Here is a 17,469-nt window from a genome sequence, read left to right on the forward strand (position 1 = left end):
CGTGCTCGATGGCGCCTGTTTCGCCGTCTTTATGGAGGGATTCCTATGCTGTTGTTGTGGATCGTGGTTCTGGTGATCGGCGTGGCCTGGCTGGCCCATCGGCGCGTCGCGCCCTTCCCCGCCCTTGGAATTGTGGCGGTTTACCTGCTGGTGATGGGGGCGCTCAGCCATGCCCATGGCTGGATGATAGTCCCTTGGGCGTTGTGGCTGGCAGTGGCCTTGCCGCTGGCGCTGCCGGACCTGCGCCGCAAGTATTTCAGCGCGCCGATGTTCGCCTGGTTCCAGAAAGTGTTGCCGCCTATGTCAGAAACCGAGCGTGATGCCATCGACGCTGGCACGGTCTGGTGGGACGGCGAGCTGTTCAGCGGCCGCCCGGACTGGAACACCCTGCTGAGCTATCCGAAAAGTCAGCTGACCGAAGAAGAACAGGCGTTTATCGATGGCCCGACCAACGAGCTGTGCGCCATGGTCAGCGACTGGGAAATCGGCCAGGCGATGGACCTGCCGCCCGAAGCCTGGGCGCACATCAAGACCCACGGTTTCTTTGCCCTGATTATCCCCAAGGAGTACGGCGGCAAAGGCTTCTCGGCCTACGCCCACTCGCAGGTGGCGATGAAGCTGGCAACCCGCAGCGGCGATCTGGCGTCCACCGTCATGGTGCCCAACTCCTTGGGACCGGCAGAACTGCTGCTGCATTACGGGACTGACGAGCAGCGCAATCACTACCTGCCGCGCCTGGCCCGTGGCGATGACATTCCCTGCTTTGCCTTGACCGGCCCGCTGGCAGGCTCCGACGCAGGCGCCATGCCCGACACCGGGATCATCTGCAAAGGCCAGTGGCAGGGCGAAGAAGTCATTGGCCTGCGCCTGAACTGGGAAAAGCGCTACATCACCCTCGGGCCCGTCGCCACCCTGCTAGGCCTTGCGTTCAAGGCCTACGACCCTGAACACCTGCTGGGTGAGGAAGAAGATCTGGGCATCAGCCTGGCGCTGATCCCCACCGACACGCCGGGCGTGGAAATCGGTCGTCGTCACCTGCCGCTGGGCGCCGCGTTCATGAACGGGCCCAACTCCGGCAAGGACGTGTTCATCCCGCTGGAGTATCTGATTGGCGGCCAGGACATGCTCGGCAAAGGCTGGATGATGCTGATGAATTGTCTGTCCGTGGGCCGTTCGATTTCCCTCCCTGCTGTAGGCACCGGCGCGGCCAAGCAGGCGAGCCTGGTCACCGGCCAGTACACGCAGATCCGCGAGCAGTTCAACGTGCCACTGGCGGCGTTCGAAGGAATTCAGGAAGCCCTGGCGCGCATCGGCGGCAATGCATGGCTGATGGACAGCGCGCGGATGCTGACCGCCAATGCGGTGGACCTGGGCGAGAAACCGTCGGTGCTGTCGGCGATACTTAAGTACCACCTGACCGAACGCGGCCGCGAGTGCATCACCCACGCCATGGACGTCCACGGCGGCAAGGCCATCATCATGGGGCCGAACAATTACCTCGGCCGCGCATGGCAAGGTGCGCCGATCTTCATCACGGTGGAAGGCGCGAACATCCTGTCGCGCAACCTGATGATCTTCGGTCAGGGCGCGATCCGTTGCCATCCATTCGTGCTCAAGGAAATGGCCCTGGCCGGACGTGAAGATCACGACCAGGCCGTGGTCGAATTCGATGACCTGCTGCTGCAACACATCGGCTTCGCCGTGCGCAACGCCGCCAGCACCCTGGTGCTGAACCTGGGCTTCGGGCATTTTGAAAACCAGCCGGGGGACCGCCTGAGCCAGGGCTACTTCCGCGCGCTGAATCGTCAGGCTGCGGCCTTCGCCATGCTTGCCGACCTGTCGATGATGCTGCTGGGCGGCGAACTGAAACGCCGCGAGCGTCTGTCGGCGCGACTGGGCGACGTGCTGAGCCACATGTACCTGGCCTCGGCGGCCCTCAAGCGCTACCACGACCTGGACTACCCCGAAGCACTGGCGCCACTGTTGCGCTGGTCGATGGAGGAAGCGCTTGGCGAATCGGAACGCGCACTGGATGAGTTGCTCAGCAACTTCCCGAACCGGATTCTGGGCGGGATGCTGCGGGTGATCGTGTTCCCGTTTGGCCGCCGCCACAAAGGCCCGTCCGATGCACTGGATGCCGAGGTCGCGCAGATCATCGGCCGCGCCAAGGGCGATCCGGCGCTGGAGTCGGTGCTGGCCGGCTGTTACCGCCCCACCGCCGAAGACGATCCGGTCGGTGCCCTGCAACACGCGGCGGACCGCCTGCACGAAGCCAAACCGCTGCATGCTCGGCTGCATCAGGCGCTCAAAGGTGGGCAGGTGAAACCCGCTGCCGGCGAGCATGTGGTCGATGCCGCGCTCAATGCCGGAGTGTTGCAGGTGGCCGAAGCCGAGAAACTGCGCGCCGCCGAAACCGCACGGCGCAAGGTGATCGACGTGGATGATTTCGACAAGGAGCAGTTGACCGCGTCCGAGGGCAAAATCCGCTAGAGGCAACACCTGTAGGAGCGCGCTTGCCCGCGACCGCGATCGTTCAGCCAGCCGATATGGCACGGCAAGATCGCAGTCGCGGGCAAGCGCGCTCCTACAGAAAGTTGCGCGTCCGGCGGCTCGATTACCGCTCTAGCCTGCACATCCCCCAACCTTGTCCTACACTCCCCGGTAACAACAAGAAAACACCAAGGGGACGCATCATGATCGATCAACGCATGACTCATCGCTGCCTGCTTGCTGAAATCGCCTCGGGGGAGGACCTTCACAGCGGCAAACCCACCCAGACCCTGCAAACCCTGTTACTCATCGGCTTCGTGACACGCCAGCCCAGCCCTGACAACACCTTCTCCCACATCGCCCTGACCGAAGCCGGGCACCGATACCTGGCCGGCCTCTGGCACTGAACCCGCACGCCTTGCACGACCGCAGGTCCTCGGCGGACTATCGGCAGGCCTTGGGGAGATCTATACTCCCGCGCCTGTTTTTGTCTCTGAGGACCTCATCATGGCCAACGCCAATCTCGACCACACTCTGAACCTGCTGACGCACCTGCGCGGCATCCTGGTCGCGCTGGGTGAAGCAGAACAGGTTCCCGAAGAAAGCCATGACCTGTTCCTGGAGCGTTATGACGAACTGATGGCCCTGCTACCTGTGGAGCCGATCAAAAGCCAGTACCTGGGCCAGGACCTGCTCTGCCAGGTGATCCAGCGCTATCCGCAGATCGCCCATCTGGTGCCCCGCGACCTGCTGTGGTTCTTCGGCGGCGACTGCCTGCACTTCATGCCCGACGAAGAAATCGACATGTACACCGCCCTCGAAGAGCGCCGTTTCGAGGCTGAAGAAAACGAAGAACCGTTCGATTGGGAACAGGAAAAGCAGTTGCTGGCCTTGGGACAGGACGGCCCGCGCCACTGATATCGACACGCAGGTAGCAATCCGGCTTGCCGGCGTCGGCGTATCTGGGATCGCTGACGCCGGCAAGCCGTGCTGCTACAGTTTTGTAATATAAGCATTTCAAGTAAATGCATTATTTTTATAATTAGCTTAGCGCCAAATCGAATTTCACAGCTTGCGCCCATCCCCTTATGTTGCTGACTAGCGCTGGCGCCGACTTCTGCGCCCGGTCTTTCATCAACACAAGGAATTGTCATGAGCGTCGAATTCATCGGCTATATCGCCACGCAACCCGGCTCGGAAATCCACCCACGCAGCGGTCAGACGATTCAGCCCGAATATGTCGAAAAGGTCGCTCGCGCCCACGAGGAAGCGGGCTTCGATCGCGCATTGGTCGCCTACCACTCCAACAGCCCGGACAGCGCGTTCGTTGCATCCTACGCCGCCAGCGTCACGAAAAAGCTGAAGTTTCTCGTCGCTCACCGCCCAGGCTTCATCTCCCCCACCGTCGCCGCCCGGCAGTTCACCACGCTGGATGTGTTCAACGGCGGGCGCACGGCGGTGCATATCATTACCGGGGGCGATGATCAGGAGCTGCGTGCCGACGGCAGCTTCATCGGCAAGGACGAGCGCTATGCACGCACCGATGAATACCTGAGCGTGGTGCGCAAGGAATGGACTGAAGAAAAGCCCTTCGACCACCACGGCACCTATTACCAGTTCGAAGGCGCCCATTCGCTGGTCAAGTCGCCACAACAGCCGCATATCCCGCTGTACTTCGGCGGCGCCTCACAGGCAGCCATCGAAGTCGCGGGCAAACATGCCGATGTCTACGCGTTGTGGGGTGAGACCTACGAGCAGGTCAGGGATATCGTCAAACAAGTGCGTGCCGAAGCCGCAAAGCATGGGCGCACGGTACGTTTCAGCTTGTCGTTGCGGCCAATTCTGGCAGAGACCGAGGAAAAGGCCTGGGCCCGCGCCGACAGTATTCTGGAGCGAGCCAAGGCATTGGCGCAGGCCAGCGGATTCGAGCGCCGGGAGCCAGCCAACGAAGGCTCGAAACGCCTGCTGCAAGCGGCCGCACAGGGTGCGCGCCTGGACAAGCGCCTGTGGACCGGAATCGCTGGGCTTCTGGGCGCCAAGGGCAACTCGACTGCACTGGTGGGCACTGCCGAACAGGTGGCCGACGCGCTGCTCGATTACTACGACCTGGGGATAACCACCTTCCTGATCCGTGGTTTCGACCCGCTGGACGATGCCATCGATTACGGCAGGAAACTGATCCCGCTGACCCGCGAACTGGTGGCCCGGCGCGAACGGGAGAAGCGTGAGAAGGTTGCGTGACCGAAATGGGAACGATCTGACGTAGCAGTCCGGCTTGCCGGCGTCAGCGATCACAATTACGCCGACGCCGGCAAGCCGGACTGCTACGGATTGAATCGACGCGACGTTACGCCGCCTCTTTGCCCTGCCTCAACGCATCCGCCACCAGGCGCCCGAAGGACGCCACCGGCGCCTGCAGGTTGCCGAGGAACCTTGGATAGATCAGCCACAAATCCATCACCGGTTTGAAATCCTTGAGTGGCAACACCGCCAGGGATTCCCGGTGGGCGCTGCGTTCAAGCAAAGGTCGCGGCACCAGGCCAAGGCCCATGCCGTCAGCCACCAGGCCCAATTGCAATTCGGTGCCAAAGGTTTCCAGGTTGACCTTCAGGCTCAACCCCTGATCGGCCAGGGTACGCTGCAGCCCCGCGCGAAAACCGCACCCGTCCGGATTGAGCACGAACCCCTGGTCATAACAATCAGCCAGCTTGACCGGCTTCTTCGGCACGCGGTCTGCGGCGCAAACCATTACCAGCTCCATCTTGCCGATGGACTCGCCGATGATGCCTTCCGGGAAAATCTTGCCCGCAGGAAACAGCACCGCTGCAGCGTCAAGCTCGCCATTCTCGATCTTGCTCACCAGATGGCTGCCCCAGCCCGTGGCGACCTGGGCACGCAGTTCCGGGAACTGCCCGCGCAAGTGTTTGAGCGCATCGAGCAGCACCACATCGCCGATGGTCTGCGGCACGCCCAGGCGCAGAAGCCCGCTGGGCGGCGTATCGTTGGCCACCAGTTCGCGCAGCGAGTCCATTTCCCGCAGGATGGCCAGACACTTCTGATACACCTGTGTACCCATGGGCGTCGGCTTGAGCGGTTTGGTGTTGCGGTCGAACAGCTCGACCCCCAGCGCCTGCTCGAAGTTTTGCACCCGTCGGGTGATCGCCGGCTGGGTCAGCGCCAGGGACTCGGCCGCATGGCTGATCGACTGACAGCGAATCACCGCGACAAAGGCATCGATATCATCAATTTTCATTCGAAAGGCACATATAAAAAAGGCAAGAGATAGGCAAAAAGCATAATTCCAAATGCCGCCCATGGATAGCCCGCCGACCTTCACTTGGGTTATCAAATGCCTTTTCGTTATAACCTAATCATTAATAAATAGCATATTAAACGCCGGCATTATGCTTATATTGTCGTAATCCTTAGATGCGGAGCCGACATGCGCACCTCTCGACACCCCGAACGACTCCGGGCCTTCATCGCCGCACTGGCTGAACTGGTGGACAGTCACCCCCACGAAACCGACCTGCTGCATCGTGGCGGCAAGCTGCTGGGCCAACTGGTCAGGCACGACGACTGGCTACCGGACGAGTTCGCCATACCCGACCCCACCCGTTATCAGCAATTCCTGCTGCATGCCGACTCCCGGCAGCGCTTTTCGATTGTCAGTTTTGTCTGGGGGCCGGGTCAGAGCACGCCGATTCACGATCACCGGGTCTGGGGTCTGATCGGCATGTTGCGCGGTGCCGAGTTCTCCCAAGGGTTCGCCCGCACCACCGACGGCCGGCTTGAGAAGGAAGGCCCGGCCATTCGCCTGGATCCCGGCCACGTCGAAGCCCTGTCGCCACGCAGCAACGATATCCATCAGGTCAGCAACGCCTTCGCCGACCAGGTGTCGATCAGCATCCACGTCTACGGCGCCAACATCGGCGCGGTCAAGCGTGCCGTCTATCAAGCTGACGGCAGCGAAAAACTGTTTATCTCCGGCTATTCCAACGCCTTTCTCCCCAACATTTGGGACCTGTCCAAAGAGAACCAGAACTGATGACTCAAAGCACTCGATCCTACAGCGATATCCGAAATGCCCTGCTCGCTCGCCAGGAAGTGGCGTTGGTGGATGTGCGCGAGGAAGCGCCCTTCGCCGAGGCGCACCCGTTATTCGCGGCCAACATTCCGCTGTCGAAGCTGGAACTGGAAGTGTTCTCCCGCATCCCGCGCCGAGACACGCAAATCACGGTCTATGACAACGGCGAAGGCCTGGTCCAGCCGGCCCTCGCCCGTCTGGCCGCGCTGGGCTACACCAACGCCAAGGCTTTGGAAGGAGGCCTGCAAGGCTGGCGCGAGGCCGGCGGTGAGCTGTTCATCGACGTCAACGTGCCGAGCAAATCTTTTGGCGAGCTGGTGGAACACCATCGCCACACCCCGTCCCTGGCTGCCGAGGAAGTCAAAGCCCTGCTCGACAGCAAGGCTGATGTGGTGGTGCTCGATGCCCGCCGATTCGATGAATACCAGACCATGAGCATACCCACCGGCGTCAGCGTGCCCGGTGCCGAACTGGTGCTGCGCGCCCGCGAGCTGGCGCCGGATCCCAAGACCCGGATCATCGTCAACTGCGCCGGGCGCACCCGCAGCATCATCGGCACCCAGTCACTGGTGAATGCCGGGCTGCCCAACCCGATCTCCGCCCTGCGCAACGGCACCATCGGCTGGCTGCTGGCTGGCCAGACCCTGGATCACGGCCAGGCACGGCGCTTTGGCGCAGTCAGCGAGCAGACCCAACAAGCCGCCCAGGCCGATGCGCGCAAAGTGGCCGACACGGCGAAAGTGAAACGCGGCATCCGCGCTGATCTGGACACCTGGCAGGCCGAGACGACGCGCACCACCTACCTGTTCGATGTGCGTACTCCCGAAGAATTTGAAGCAGGCCACCTGCCGGGCGCGCGCTCGACGCCAGGCGGCCAGTTGGTGCAGGAAACCGATCACTACGCCAGTGTGCGCGGCGCCCGGATCGTGCTGGTGGATGACGATGGCGTACGCGCCAACATGTCGGCCTCGTGGCTGGCGCAAATGGGCTGGGAAGTCTTCGTGCTGGACGGCCTCAAGCCGCAGGACTTCAAGGAAAAAGGCGCCTGGAATGCCCCGATCCCGACCCCGTGGCAGGTCGAAGAGATCAGCCCCGACACCCTGCGCCAGTGGCAACAACAGGGTGGCGTCGCGGTGCTGGATTTCACCGCCAGCGCCAATTACGTGAAACAGCACATCCCCGGCGCCTGGTGGACACTGCGCGCCAACCTCTCAAGCGCCCTGCAGAAGATCCCCGCCGCCGAGCGGTACGTGCTGACCTGCGGCAGCAGCAAGCTGGCGCGCCTGGTGGTGCCGGAAGTCGAGGCCCTGACCGGCAAGCCAGTGTTTCTGCTGGGCGGCGGCACGGCGAGCTGGGTCGCGGCAGGCTTTGAACTGGAAACTGGCGAAAGCCACCTCGCCTCCCAGCGCATCGACCGCTACCGTCGCCCTTATGAAGGCACCGATGCCCCCCGCGAAGCGATGCAGGCGTATCTGGATTGGGAGTTCGGCCTGGTGGAGCAGTTGGCTCGCGACGGCACCCATGGTTTCTACGTGATCTAACCGCCCCCCCTGTAGGAGCGCGCTTGCCCGCGATTGAGGTGTGTCAGTGAGCACATGTCTCGCAGACACACCGCTATCGCGAGCAAGCTCACTCCTACAGGATTGGTGCAAGGCAAATAATCAGCGCGCGCTGTAGGAGCGCGCTTGCCCGCGACGGCGATGGCTCATCCCCCACATTTCCATCGCCCTAAATCGCCCCACCGCGGGCATTCACCCATTCGATGGCCGACCCCTTCTCCAGGCGGAGGCCGCTCTCGCATTCAAGCCTGGAGATCCCCCATGAACATCCCTCTCACCCGCCTCCTGTCTGCCGCATTACTGCTGTTGGCCGTCTATCAATCTGCCCAAGCTGCCCAAGCCCTCGAGCCCCTGCTCGTCGCCAACCAGAAATCGGCGCTCAAAGTCCTGCTCCAGGCCTCGGGCGAACTGAAGGACGTGCCTTACGAAATCAAATTCTCCGAATTCCCGTCGGCCTCGCCCTTGGGTGAAGCCCTGAATGCCGGGGCCGTAGACGTCGGCGCCCTGGGCGATGCGCCTTATGTGTTTGCACTGGGCGCCGGTGCTTCTTTGAAAGTCATCAGCATCACCCATGTCAGTGGCCGCTACACCACGGCCCTGATCGTGCGCAACGACTCTTCCATCAAGAGCGTGGCCGACCTCAAGGGCAAGCGCATCGTCACCGGCCGCGGCTCGATCGGGCATTACTTGGCCATCCGCGCACTCAACGAAGCCGGCCTGAAATCCAGCGATGTCAGCTTCGTGTATCTGCTGCCCAGCGAGTCCCGGCTGATCCTGGACAATGGCAACGCCGACGCCTGGGCCACCTGGGCGCCCTACACCACCGTGGCCACCCAGAGTGGCGCACGTATCCTGCCCAACGGCCCGGACCTTTTGACCAATCACTCCTACCTCGCCGCCACCAGCAAGGCCATCACCGAAAAACGCGCTCAACTGGACGACTTCGTCGTGCGCCTGGATCGCGCCTATCGCTGGGTCAACACTCACCCTGCCGAGTACGCCGCCGCCCAGGCCAAAGTCACCGGCCTACCGGTTGAAGTGCACCTGGCCACCGCCAGGGAAACCACCATGGAGCGCGTGAGCATTGATGACGGCGTGATCAAGGGCCTGCAAAACACCGCCGACATTTATCAGCGCGAAGGCATTCTGAACAAACATGTCGATGTGTCGCAGGGATTTGATCCGGACTTCAACGCCATTCGACTGGCTGCCGAACAGGCGGCACTGAAAAAGGATACGCAGGCGGCCCGCTGATTCGCAGAGATGCTGCGCCGCAGGTTTGCGCAGCCATATAAAGGAAGGAAATAAAAAACGCACACAAACAAAAACGCCGCTCTATTGAGCGGCGTTTTTGTGAATTTGGAGCGGGAAACGAGACTCGAACTCGCGACCCCGACCTTGGCAAGGTCGTGCTCTACCAACTGAGCTATTCCCGCAATATGGCGTCCCCTAGGGGACTCGAACCCCTGTTACCGCCGTGAAAGGGCGGTGTCCTAGGCCACTAGACGAAGGGGACACTGCCTGAAACACCATGGTGTAGTGTTTCAGTTCCAGAAATACACCCGAAGATGCTTCCTGGTTTCACTCAGCTCCGCCCGAAGGCCAAGCTGCTTAAAAATTGGAGCGGGAAACGAGACTCGAACTCGCGACCCCGACCTTGGCAAGGTCGTGCTCTACCAACTGAGCTATTCCCGCTTTGGCGTCCCCTAGGGGACTCGAACCCCTGTTACCGCCGTGAAAGGGCGGTGTCCTAGGCCACTAGACGAAGGGGACACACTACAACATTCACTCCCTGCTGCGCTTCGCTGTGTGCTTTACGCTGCAAGTGGCGCGCATTCTATGGATGGTTGGGGAGGTCGTCAACCCCCCAATGAAAATTTATTCAAATCAATGACTTCGCCCTCTATTTAGGTAATGGGTGGCCGATACAGGGATCAGGCGGATGTATCTCTATATAGACATCCCGACCACCACCCTTCCAGTGCTAGTGCATAGCCACTACACTCGGCGCACATTTACCCGGATTGAGGCTTGTACGGTGACACCACTCATTATCACCCTGATGGTTGTAACAGGCATCGTACTCTTGATCGCCGTCGGCTATCTGAACCACGTCGCAGAGGCGAAGAAGGTCGAGCGCGCGCGCACGCTGGTCGAGCTCAACGATCGCCTGCGTCGCTGCTGCGAATTGTCCGAGACCTTCCCCGGGCAATTGATGAGCCCGGCGCTCAAGCTGTTGCTGGTGCGTCTGGAGCTGAACGTCGTCAAACGGCTGATCGCCCTGGAAAGAAGAAACAACCCTGGCATCCAGGAACGCGAAACCGAACTCGAAGCGCTGGTGGCCCAGGGCGACAACATCAAGGTGGACAACCCGGCCAGCCCCATCCAGACCGAAGCCAAGGCCAAGGATGTGCGCTTTCTGCTCGAAGCCATGCATGGTCAGGTGACGCGCGCCGCCCACGACGGTTTCCTGCAGACCGCCGAAGCCAAGCACTGGATTCGCGAGATTCGCAACATGCTGGTGCTGCTGCACATTGAGTTCTTCAATAACCTGGGCACCCAGGCACTGAATCAGGATCAGCCGGGGCAAGCGCGGCTGGCGTTCGAGCGTGGCGTGCAATACCTGAAGAACCAGGCCGAGCCGGCACCGTGGAAAACCCACCTGCAGGCCATGGAGCGTCAGTTGGCGCGGGCCAACGCCATGGTGCTGGACACCATCGCCCCCACCGAAGACGACCACAACGAGCTGACCGAAGGCCTGAAAGCCGACGAATCGGATGCACAGTGGAAGAAGAAAGCCATCTACGATTGACGTTGATCCTGTAGCAGCACGGCTTGCCGGCGGGGCGGTGTGTCAGACGGTATATTCGTCACAGACACACCGCTCCCGCCGGCAAGCCGTGCTGCTACGGTTTAAAGCTGAGGCCTCAGCAGTCAGTCAGACGCAGGAAAATCTGCGCCAGCGCTTCGATACCCACCTGATCCGCCTCGCTGAAACGCGCCAGGCTCGGGCTGTCCAGGTCCAGCACGCCAATCAGGCGCCCTTCCTTGACCAGCGGCACCACCAACTCACTGTTGGACGCGCTGTCGCAGGCGATGTGCCCCGGGAATTCATGCACGTCCAGCACGCGCTGGGTTTCACGGCTTTGTGCCGCAGCCCCGCACACGCCCTTGCCAAACGGAATCCGCACGCAGGCGATCTGGCCCTGGAACGGCCCCAGCACCAGCTCTTCGTTGCGGTTCAGATAAAAGCCGGCCCAGTTGAGGTCGTCCAACTGGGTGTAAAGAAACGCCGAGAATTGCGCGGCGTTGGCGATAAAATCGCGCTCGTCCGCAAGCAAGGACTCAAGCTGTGCGGCCAGCAGGCGGTAGCCGCCGAGACCCTGGCCTGCTGCACTCAAATCGATCATGGATGTTGCTCCAGCATTTTCAAACCAACCCAATAACGGGCGAACTGATAGGCGCAGCGGCCATTGCGGTTGCCACGACCGGTCGCCCAGCGCACGGCCAGGATGTCCAGTTCATGGTCCCGCTGCCACGAGAGCCCGGCCTTGGCCGCCAGTTCGCCAATCCAGTGTTCCACCACGTCCAGGAAATGTTCCTGGGTGAATGGATAGAAAGACAGCCACAAGCCGAAACGATCAGACAGGGCAATCTTGTCCTCGACCGCTTCACTTGGATGAATTTCGCCGTCATCGCCCCGTTGCCAATGGGCGTTGTCGCTCTCCTTCTCCGGCACCAGGTGGCGGCGGTTGGAGGTGGCGTACAGCAGGACGTTGTCCGGTGCCTGCTCCAGCGAGCCATCGAGCACGCTCTTGAGCACGCGGTAGTCGCCTTCGCCGGAATCGAACGACAGGTCATCGCAGAACAGCACGAAACGCTGCGGCAGCTTCTGCAGTTGCTCGACCACCCGCGGCAGGTCCCCCAGATGATCGCGTTCGATCTCGATCAGGCGCAGGCCGGCCTTGGCATGCTCGGCGAGCAGCGCACGTACCAGCGATGATTTGCCAGTGCCGCGCGAGCCCCAGAGCAGCGCGTGGTTGGCCGGCAGCCCGTCGATGAATTGCTGGGTGTTGCGCCCCAGTTGAGCGCGCTGTTGATCGACACCGATCAGGTCCGACAGGCGCATGTCCAGGGTCACGTCCAGCGGCAGCAGATAGCCGCTGCGGCCCTCGCGCACCCAGCGCGCCGCCAGTGCCTTGTCCCAGTCCACTGGCTCGCGCACGGCAGGCAGCAGAGGTTCGAGTCGCGCCAGAACCGATTCGGCGCGTTCCAGGAATGCGTTCAACCTAGAATCCACGATGTCTCCTTGATTTAACTGGTTAAAGCCGGTCTGCGATCGGCTATGCTTTGCCCGCGAAGGACCCAGGAAGTGACAGCGCCCTTATGGAAATACCGATCACCCACCGGCTATCGTTCAAACAGGCCCGTTTGACCGTTCTGATCGGCTTCCTGCTGGGAACCCTGCTCAGCTTTGTTCAGATTGCCATCGATTATGCCAGCGAAGACGCCTCGATCGATCGTGAAATTCGCTCCCTGCTGCAAATCAGTCACAACCCCGCCTCGCGCATCGCCTACAACATCGACGCTGAACTGGCCCAGGAGCTGACCCTGGGGCTGCTGCATTCTCCTGCGGTGGTCAGCGCACGCCTGACCGATAACAACAATGTGCTGCTGGCCGCAGTGTCCCGCCCGCTGGCCGAAAGCCGCTACCGGATGCTCAGCGACAGCCTGTTTGGCAAGAGCCGGCAGTTCGAGGACGTGTTGCATCTGGACCACATGCCCAAGGAGGCCATCGGCACGCTGTTCCTGGAAGTGGACACCTTCGCGTTCGGCAGCCACTTCCTGCAACGGGCGGAAATCACTCTGCTCAACGGCTTCGTGCGCAGCCTGGTGCTGACCTGCATTCTCATGGGGCTGTTCTACCTGACGCTGACCAAGCCGTTGACCGGGATCATCCGCGCCCTGGCCAGCCGCGATTCACGCAGCCCCAAGCAGGCCCCGCTGCCCTGCCCGCCCGGTCATGAAAACGACGAGATCGGTGTGTTGATCCACGTCGCCAACCAGCAGTTCGACCATGTCGCCAGCGAGTTCGGCAGGCGCCTGGAAGCGGAAAACCGCCTGACCGACCACCTCAACGAGCTTGAAGACATCGTCGAGGCGCGCACCCAGGAACTCAAATCCAGCAACACGCGGCTGAGCCAGTCCAACGAAGAACTGGAGATTGCCCGCAGCACCGCACTGGACATGGCCAATGCCCGCTCGGCCTTTCTGGCGCACATGAGCCACGAGATCCGCACCCCGCTCAACGGCCTCCTGGGCATGCTCGCGCTGTCGCTCGACGGCCCTCTGAGTGCCGAACAACGCCAGCAACTGTCGATCGCCCATGACTCGGGCAAAGTGCTGGTGGAGCTGCTCAACGATATTCTCGACCTGTCGAAATTCGATGCCGGCCAACTGGAGCTCGAACGCATCCCGTTTGACCTGGGCACCTTGATCGAAGACACGGCCAACCTGCTGTCACAGAACGCCGCGCCAAAAGTGGAGCTGACCTGCCTGATCGATCCACATTTCCCGGCGCTGGTGCTGGGCGACCCGACGCGGGTGCGGCAGATCGTCAGCAACCTGCTCTCCAACGCGCTCAAGTTCACCCAGGTCGGACGTGTGGACGTGCGTCTGACCCAACAGGCGGACAAGGCGCGGATCGAGGTCTGCGACACCGGCATCGGGATCGCCCAGGACGCCCAGGCCAGGATCTTCCAGCCGTTCACCCAGGCCGAGGCCGCCATCACTCGTCAGTACGGCGGAACGGGGCTGGGCCTGAGTCTGACGCACAACCTGTGCGAAGCGATGAACGGGCAACTGCGCATCGAATCTACCCCTGGGGTCGGCAGCCGCTTCTATGTTGACCTGCCCCTGCCCGCTCACACGCCGGCACCGCATTGGCCTGCGATGAAAGGCCGGGTGGTGGTGGTGAGCACGCCGGGCAGTGGCCTGGTGGAGTTGCTCAGCGGGCTGCTGCCGGAATGGGGCATCGAGTATCGGCATTTTTCGGCCAACGCGCCCCAGCCGCAGATCGAGCCCGACCTGCTGATTACCGACTGCCCCGAATGCCTGATCGGCATCGGCCCCGCCACCCGCATTCCGATCCTGCTGGTGACCGCTTACGGCAACTTCATGCCCGGCGAGCAGGTGCAGGCGATGGCGCCGCTGCAGCAGCAGGCGCGGCCGCTGTCGCGCAGTGTCCTGCATCGGGCGCTGGGCCGGGTGCTGGGGATCGAGGGCCAACAGCCGAGTGCGCGCCTGGCCAGCAGCCAGTCGGCGTCGTATCGCGCGCGGATTCTGCTGGTCGAGGACAACCCGGTGAACCAGCTCGTCGCCAAGGGCATGCTGGGCAAGCTGGGGTGTGAAGTGGTGGTCAGCAGCCATGGCGGCGAGGCGTTGCAGCAGCTTGAGCGCGGCCAGTTCGACCTGGTGCTGATGGACTGCAACATGCCGGTGATGGACGGGTATGAAGCCACCCGGCAGATTCGCCAGAGCGAGAAATGGCCAGACCTGCCGGTGATCGCCCTCACCGCCAACGCCATGCCCGAAGAACGCGAGCATTGCAAAACCGCCGGCATGAACGATTACCTGGCCAAGCCGTTCCATCGCGAAGAGCTTATCGCCATTCTCGACCAGTGGATCCCGGTCACGCAGGATCACTGACCGGCGCCCTCAAGATCGCCCCCGCCGGCAAGCCGTGCTGCTACGGGGGCGTGGGCGTATGCGAGATTGGAGTCTGAACGCTGACTCGTAGCAGCACGGCTTGCCGGCGGGGGCGGCCTCATGATCGACGACGCCGGCAAGCCGGACCGCTACGGGGCGTTTACTTAAGGAGGGCTTTGATATCGGACTCAAGGTCTTCGGGCTTGGTCAACGGCGCGTAGCGCTTGACCAACTGGCCGTTGCGGCCGATGAGGAATTTGGTGAAATTCCATTTGATCCGCTCCGAGCCCAGCAACCCCGGCGCCTGTTTCTTCAATTGCACGAACAACGGATGGGCGGCGCTGCCGTTGACATCGATCTTCTTGAACAGCGGAAAGCTCACCCCGTAGTTCAGCTCGCAGAACTCGGAAATTGCCCCTTCATTACCTGGCTCCTGCTTGCCGAACTGGTTGCAGGGAAACCCCAGCACCACCAGCCCCTGGTCGCGGTAACGCTGCCACAGCTCTTCAAGCCCCTTGTACTGCGGGGTGAAGCCGCACTTGCTCGCGGTATTGACCACCAGCACTGCCTTGCCTGCGTAATCGGCGAGGGTCTTTTGCTCGCCCTTGATCGTCTGCACCGGGATGTTCAGCAAATTGTCGCTCATGACGATGCCTCGAGAGTTAAACCGCCAAGTTAGCGCGCCACTGATTGGCGCGCTATCGAATTATCCACGGTGATATCAGAGCATCAGGCCTGGCGGGGCACCAGGTCCAGACAGACCGAATTGATGCAATAGCGCAGGCCGGTCGGCGGCGGACCATCAGGGAATACGTGGCCCAGGTGCGCGTCGCATTTGGCGCAGACCACTTCGGTACGAATCATGCCGTGGCTGACGTCACGCACCTCCACCACCGCGCTGCCTTCCAGCGGTGCATAAAAGCTGGGCCAGCCGCAGCCCGAATCGAACTTGGTGGTGGAATCGAACAACGGCTCGTTGCAGCACACGCAGTGATAGACGCCGGCGGTCTTGGTGCTGTTGTACTTGCCGGTGAACGGCCGCTCGGTGGCCTTCAAGCGGCAGACCTGGTACTGCTCTGGATCGAGCATCTGCTTCCATTCTTCAAGGGTTTTCGCAAGCTTCTCCACGGGTACACCTCCACAGCTGAAAAAGCCCGATCTGTGTCTTTTCCACGGGTCGGGTGGCACGTATGATTGCGCCTTCGTTTGACGCCAGTCTGTCACCGGCCTTACAGGCATACAAATTCATTTTGATGGCGTTGTGCTTAGCGGTCCGCCTTTTCCATCCAGCGCGCACCCTTATATTTTGGGATCAATCACATGCAGTTCAGCAAATCGAACAAGCTCGCCAACGTCTGCTATGACATCCGCGGGCCCGTGCTCAAGCACGCCAAACGCCTGGAAGAGGAAGGCCATCGCATCCTCAAGCTGAACATCGGCAACCCGGCGCCGTTTGGTTTCGAGGCGCCGGACGAAATCCTCCAAGACGTGATCCGCAACCTGCCGACCGCTCAAGGCTACAGCGATTCCAAAGGCCTGTTCAGCGCGCGCAAGGCGGTGATGCAGTACTACCAGCAAAAGCAGGTCGAAGGTGTAGGCATCGAAGACATTTACCTGGGCAACGGTGTATCCGAGCTGATCGTGATGTCGATGCAGGCGCTGCTCAACAACGGCGACGAAGTGCTGGTCCCGGCCCCCGACTACCCGCTGTGGACCGCCGCCGTGGCGCTGTCCGGTGGCAACCCGGTGCATTACCTGTGCGACGAGCAGGCCAACTGGTGGCCGGACCTTGACGACATCAAGGCCAAGATCACGCCGAACACCAAGGCCATGGTCATCATCAACCCGAACAACCCGACCGGCGCCGTGTATTCGAAAGAAGTGCTGCTGGGGATGCTGGAAATCGCCCGTCAGCACAACCTGGTGGTGTTCTCCGACGAAATCTACGACAAGATCCTGTACGACGACGCCGTGCACATCTGCACCGCTTCGCTGGCGCCGGACCTGTTGTGCCTGACCTTCAACGGCCTGTCCAAGTCCTACCGCGTGGCCGGTTTCCGCTCCGGCTGGATCGCCATCTCGGGCCCGAAACACAACGCCCAGAGCTACATCGAAGGCATCGACATCCTGGCCAACATGCGCCTGTGCGCCAACGTGCCGAGCCAGCACGCGATCCAGACCGCGCTGGGTGGCTACCAGAGCATCAACGACCTGATCCTGCCGCCCGGCCGCCTGCTGGAACAGCGCAACCGCACCTGGGAGTTGCTCAACGACATTCCGGGCGTGAGCTGCGTCAAGCCGATGGGTGCGCTGTACGCCTTCCCGCGCATCGATCCGAAAGTCTGCCCGATCCACAACGACGAGAAGTTCGCACTCGACCTGCTGCTTTCCGAGAAGCTGCTGATCGTTCAGGGCACGGCGTTCAACTGGCCATGGCCGGACCACTTCCGCGTGGTGACGCTGCCGCGTGTGGACGATCTGGAACAGGCCATTGGGCGGATTGGCAACTTCCTCAAATCCTACAAGCAGTAACCCCGCTTTGTTGTAGGAGCGCGCTTGCCCGCGACTGCGGTGTGTCAGCAGGCACATGATTTCCCCGTAGATCGCGGTCGCGGGCAAGCGCGC

General features: G+C 61.8%; 15 protein-coding genes and 4 tRNA genes. 10 read left to right on the top strand and 9 right to left on the bottom strand.

The genetic code is table 11. The annotated features are described in order from the left end of the window. The first annotated feature begins 45 nt into the window (after positions 1–45). The 4 genes from ACIPOO_RS02060 (at position 46) to ACIPOO_RS02075 (ending at position 4,731) form a co-directional block, all read left to right on the top strand. Positions 46–2,490, top strand: coding sequence for an acyl-CoA dehydrogenase (locus ACIPOO_RS02060; protein WP_400604069.1), 2,445 nt, complete (start codon positions 46–48; stop codon positions 2,488–2,490). 203 nt (positions 2,491–2,693) lie between these two features. After that, complete coding sequence (locus ACIPOO_RS02065) at positions 2,694–2,897, top strand: hypothetical protein (protein WP_274132224.1); 204 nt, start codon at positions 2,694–2,696, stop codon at positions 2,895–2,897. A 100-nt stretch (positions 2,898–2,997) separates the two neighbouring features. After that, a complete protein-coding gene (locus ACIPOO_RS02070; protein ID WP_400604071.1) occupies positions 2,998–3,408 on the top strand; it encodes a PA2817 family protein in 411 nt (136 codons plus the stop codon). Positions 3,409–3,642: 234 nt separating this feature from the next. After that, on the top strand, positions 3,643–4,731 hold the full coding sequence (locus ACIPOO_RS02075; RefSeq protein ID WP_274132226.1) for an LLM class flavin-dependent oxidoreductase: 1,089 nt from the start codon (positions 3,643–3,645) through the stop codon (positions 4,729–4,731). 106 nt (positions 4,732–4,837) lie between these two features. On the opposite strand, the gene ACIPOO_RS02080 is transcribed toward ACIPOO_RS02075, so the two are convergent. Then, positions 4,838–5,743: a LysR family transcriptional regulator gene (locus tag ACIPOO_RS02080; protein WP_400604074.1), complete on the bottom strand. Its 906-nt coding sequence runs from the start codon at positions 5,741–5,743 to the stop codon at positions 4,838–4,840. A 189-nt stretch (positions 5,744–5,932) separates the two neighbouring features. On the opposite strand from ACIPOO_RS02080, the gene ACIPOO_RS02085 reads away from it, so the two are divergent. The 3 genes from ACIPOO_RS02085 to ACIPOO_RS02095 all read left to right on the top strand — a co-directional run bounded on the left by ACIPOO_RS02085 (position 5,933) and on the right by ACIPOO_RS02095 (position 9,390). Continuing rightward, positions 5,933–6,538 carry a cysteine dioxygenase gene (locus tag ACIPOO_RS02085; protein WP_400604076.1) on the top strand — a complete coding sequence of 202 codons (606 nt, stop codon included), beginning with the start codon at positions 5,933–5,935 and terminating at the stop codon, positions 6,536–6,538. After that, positions 6,535–8,118 carry a rhodanese-related sulfurtransferase gene (locus tag ACIPOO_RS02090; protein WP_400605155.1) on the top strand — a complete coding sequence of 528 codons (1,584 nt, stop codon included), beginning with the start codon at positions 6,535–6,537 and terminating at the stop codon, positions 8,116–8,118. The genes ACIPOO_RS02085 and ACIPOO_RS02090 overlap by 4 nt, the downstream gene beginning before the upstream one ends. Before the next feature lie 279 nt (positions 8,119–8,397). Then, positions 8,398–9,390, top strand: coding sequence for an ABC transporter substrate-binding protein (locus ACIPOO_RS02095; RefSeq protein ID WP_400604078.1), 993 nt, complete (start codon positions 8,398–8,400; stop codon positions 9,388–9,390). 106 nt (positions 9,391–9,496) lie between these two features. On the opposite strand, the gene ACIPOO_RS02100 is transcribed toward ACIPOO_RS02095, so the two are convergent. From ACIPOO_RS02100 to ACIPOO_RS02115, 4 genes are all read right to left on the bottom strand, one after another. Next, positions 9,497–9,572 (bottom strand) — tRNA-Gly (locus ACIPOO_RS02100). 4 nt (positions 9,573–9,576) lie between these two features. Further along, positions 9,577–9,652 (bottom strand) — tRNA-Glu (locus ACIPOO_RS02105). A 103-nt stretch (positions 9,653–9,755) separates the two neighbouring features. Beyond that, a tRNA-Gly gene (locus tag ACIPOO_RS02110) sits at positions 9,756–9,831 on the bottom strand. Positions 9,832–9,833: 2 nt separating this feature from the next. Beyond that, positions 9,834–9,909 (bottom strand) — tRNA-Glu (locus ACIPOO_RS02115). 265 nt (positions 9,910–10,174) lie between these two features. Between ACIPOO_RS02115 and ACIPOO_RS02120 the strand changes: the two genes are divergently transcribed. Beyond that, on the top strand, positions 10,175–10,948 hold the full coding sequence (locus ACIPOO_RS02120; protein ID WP_274132230.1) for a hypothetical protein: 774 nt from the start codon (positions 10,175–10,177) through the stop codon (positions 10,946–10,948). A 115-nt stretch (positions 10,949–11,063) separates the two neighbouring features. Here ACIPOO_RS02120 and ACIPOO_RS02125 read toward each other — a convergent pair whose 3' ends face one another. Both ACIPOO_RS02125 and ACIPOO_RS02130 read right to left on the bottom strand, forming a co-directional pair. After that, positions 11,064–11,546 carry a GAF domain-containing protein gene (locus ACIPOO_RS02125; protein ID WP_400604081.1) on the bottom strand — a complete coding sequence of 161 codons (483 nt, stop codon included), beginning with the start codon at positions 11,544–11,546 and terminating at the stop codon, positions 11,064–11,066. Continuing rightward, entirely contained in the window at positions 11,543–12,436 is an 894-nt protein-coding gene (locus tag ACIPOO_RS02130) for an ATP-binding protein (protein ID WP_274132232.1), read from the bottom strand. Before ACIPOO_RS02130 ends, ACIPOO_RS02125 begins: the two co-directional genes overlap by 4 nt. Positions 12,437–12,522: 86 nt before the next feature. On the opposite strand from ACIPOO_RS02130, the gene ACIPOO_RS02135 reads away from it, so the two are divergent. Continuing rightward, positions 12,523–14,844, top strand: a complete 2,322-nt coding sequence (locus ACIPOO_RS02135) for an ATP-binding protein (protein ID WP_400604083.1) — start codon at positions 12,523–12,525, stop codon at positions 14,842–14,844. Positions 14,845–15,004: 160 nt separating this feature from the next. On the opposite strand, the gene ACIPOO_RS02140 is transcribed toward ACIPOO_RS02135, so the two are convergent. After that, entirely contained in the window at positions 15,005–15,490 is a 486-nt protein-coding gene (locus tag ACIPOO_RS02140; protein WP_274132234.1) for a glutathione peroxidase, read from the bottom strand. An 83-nt stretch (positions 15,491–15,573) separates the two neighbouring features. Further along, the gene (gene msrB, locus ACIPOO_RS02145) at positions 15,574–15,972 is read right to left on the bottom strand and encodes a peptide-methionine (R)-S-oxide reductase MsrB (RefSeq protein ID WP_400604086.1); all 399 of its coding nucleotides are present in this window, start codon (positions 15,970–15,972) and stop codon (positions 15,574–15,576) included. A gap of 192 nt (positions 15,973–16,164) precedes the next feature. Here msrB and ACIPOO_RS02150 point away from each other — a divergent pair, with 192 nt between their 5' ends. Then, positions 16,165–17,376 (top strand): pyridoxal phosphate-dependent aminotransferase, encoded by a 1,212-nt coding sequence (locus ACIPOO_RS02150; protein ID WP_074757687.1) that lies wholly within the window; start codon positions 16,165–16,167, stop codon positions 17,374–17,376. Positions 17,377–17,469: the final 93 nt, after the last annotated feature.

This window comes from Pseudomonas sp. NPDC090201 (assembly GCF_044746825.1).
In the GTDB taxonomy this organism is placed as follows: Bacteria; Pseudomonadota; Gammaproteobacteria; order Pseudomonadales; family Pseudomonadaceae; genus Aquipseudomonas; species Aquipseudomonas putida_AD.

Coding starts and splice junctions, on each gene's coding strand:
- ACIPOO_RS02060 (WP_400604069.1), top strand. CDS start 46: ATGCTGTTGTTGTGGATCGTGGTTCTGGTGATCGGCGTGGCCTGGCTG.
- ACIPOO_RS02065 (WP_274132224.1), top strand. CDS start 2,694: ATGATCGATCAACGCATGACTCATCGCTGCCTGCTTGCTGAAATCGCC.
- ACIPOO_RS02070 (WP_400604071.1), top strand. CDS start 2,998: ATGGCCAACGCCAATCTCGACCACACTCTGAACCTGCTGACGCACCTG.
- ACIPOO_RS02075 (WP_274132226.1), top strand. CDS start 3,643: ATGAGCGTCGAATTCATCGGCTATATCGCCACGCAACCCGGCTCGGAA.
- ACIPOO_RS02080 (WP_400604074.1), bottom strand. CDS start 5,743: ATGAAAATTGATGATATCGATGCCTTTGTCGCGGTGATTCGCTGTCAG.
- ACIPOO_RS02085 (WP_400604076.1), top strand. CDS start 5,933: ATGCGCACCTCTCGACACCCCGAACGACTCCGGGCCTTCATCGCCGCA.
- ACIPOO_RS02095 (WP_400604078.1), top strand. CDS start 8,398: ATGAACATCCCTCTCACCCGCCTCCTGTCTGCCGCATTACTGCTGTTG.
- ACIPOO_RS02125 (WP_400604081.1), bottom strand. CDS start 11,546: ATGATCGATTTGAGTGCAGCAGGCCAGGGTCTCGGCGGCTACCGCCTG.
- ACIPOO_RS02135 (WP_400604083.1), top strand. CDS start 12,523: ATGGAAATACCGATCACCCACCGGCTATCGTTCAAACAGGCCCGTTTG.
- ACIPOO_RS02140 (WP_274132234.1), bottom strand. CDS start 15,490: ATGAGCGACAATTTGCTGAACATCCCGGTGCAGACGATCAAGGGCGAG.
- ACIPOO_RS02150 (WP_074757687.1), top strand. CDS start 16,165: ATGCAGTTCAGCAAATCGAACAAGCTCGCCAACGTCTGCTATGACATC.